This window comes from Acinetobacter sp. (genome assembly GCF_045628685.1).
Taxonomy (GTDB): Bacteria; Pseudomonadota; Gammaproteobacteria; order Pseudomonadales; family Moraxellaceae; genus Acinetobacter.
This window is the reverse complement of the sequence record NZ_JAZQPV010000051.1, coordinates 1-1717: the sequence shown is the minus strand read 5'-3', so window position 1 is coordinate 1717 and position 1717 is coordinate 1. Positions and strand designations below refer to the sequence as shown.

General features: G+C 43.7%; 2 protein-coding genes. Both read right to left on the bottom strand.

Annotated features, from left to right (window positions below; genetic code table 11):
* Positions 1-128: 128 nt before the first annotated feature.
* On the bottom strand, positions 129-1358 hold the full coding sequence (locus tag ACKI4H_RS06590) for a molybdopterin molybdotransferase MoeA (protein WP_407304639.1): 1230 nt from the start codon (positions 1356-1358) through the stop codon (positions 129-131).
* The coding region (locus ACKI4H_RS06585) for a molybdopterin-binding protein (protein ID WP_407304637.1) at positions 1358-1717 on the bottom strand (360 nt) is incomplete at its 5' end. The genes ACKI4H_RS06585 and ACKI4H_RS06590, both read right to left, overlap by 1 nt.

Below are 1717 nucleotides of genomic sequence, written 5' to 3'. Positions count from 1 at the left end.
AATATCTGTCATGGCATTGCTTAGACTTGCGGCTGCATAGACTTTGACTGTCCCGGCATGGGCTGAGGAAAATGTTATGGCGAGGCACATGGATAAAAACAGGGATTTTTTCATGTGCATTTTCCTCATCAGTGAATAAATAAACCGTGAACAATCTCGCCTTCATTCAAGCTTTGCCCTGCCGGAATACGTACCAGACAATTCGCCTGCATCAAATTACTCAGCATATGCGATTGCTGTTTGGACAGGCTTTTCACTTTTAAAACCGATTGATCAAAACTGGCAAACATTCTTAAAAAGCGTTCTCTGGCATCCATTTTCAGGTCATGGTTCAGTACTGCACTAAACCATTCCGGCTGATGTTTCTGTCCTTGTAAGGCGTTTAATAAGGTTGAGGTGTAGATTTGCATGCCCACATATACGGCTGCAGGATTACCCGGTAAACCCAACAGATAACAATATGAATCATCTGCTCGTTCTAACTGCGCAAAAAACATCGGTTTGCCCGGCTTTTGTTTGACTTTCCAGAAAATTTGTTCAAAGCCCAAATCCAAAGTCACAGGTCGAATAAAGTCATAATCACCCACCGATACCCCACCCGTGGTTAAAATCAGATCATGACTTTCTGATAATTTTTGAATGAGTGCCTGAACCGCAGCTTCAGTATCCGCCACATGGAAAATTTCAACCTGCTGTGCTTGATTCTGAAACCATGCTTCAATCAGAGGACCGTTGGCATCAAAAATTTTACCTGTTGCAAAGTCTTCTATACTTTCCGCGACCTCATCACCCGTGATCACTACCGCAACTTTAGGATACTTAAACACTTCAACCGCTTGAATACCCGCCATACTTAAGGAAGCCATTGCACCCACAGACAATTGTTGTCCTTTGTTGGCCAGTAATTGTCCCACTGAAATTTCTTCACCGACATCGCGAATATCGGCATTAGCTTTTAGGTTTTCGGTTATTTTAATTGTCGATACATCGATGACCTGTACAATTTCCTGCCGCGCCACCGTTGTGGTTGCAAATGGAATTTTGGCACCGGTAAAAATGCGAACCGCTTGCCCTGCTTTGAGTTGTAATTCGGATGAATGCCCTGCCTGAATTTCACCGATCAGTTCAAATTCTGTATCCGGCTCAATTGCAGACTCTGCACAAATTGCATAACCATCTACAGCACTTTGCGAAAATAAGGGAAGATTGATATTCGAGTAAACATCTTCAGCTAAATAGCGGTTTAAGGCCTGATTGAGCTTAAGTCTTTCAGTCGCTAAAACTTTGGTGTGCTGCAAGATTAAATCCAGAGCATGATCGACACTAATCAGGCCATGTTCAGTGCCACATCCTGACATTATTCATACCCCCCTGCATGGGGAATATTTTTTTGTACATCAAATAAATGCACCAATGCAGGCAGTACGGCAATCAAGGATTCTTTGGCGCCTTGACGACTGCCCGGTAAAGTCATCACCAGACTGTTATCGATATAACCTGCCACACCACGACTTAAAGCCGCATATGGGGTACGTTTTTGTCCAAAGCTACGCGAGGCTTCCATCAGCCCGGGAATTTCACGTTTCAATAAAGGCTGGATGGTTTCCACGGTTAAATCTTTCGGTCCCAACCCTGTACCGCCTACGGTTAGAATGAGCGGATAATCATTTTTTTGCTGTTCGATTAAAGCCAGTAACTGCTCAGGACTGTCTGGAAT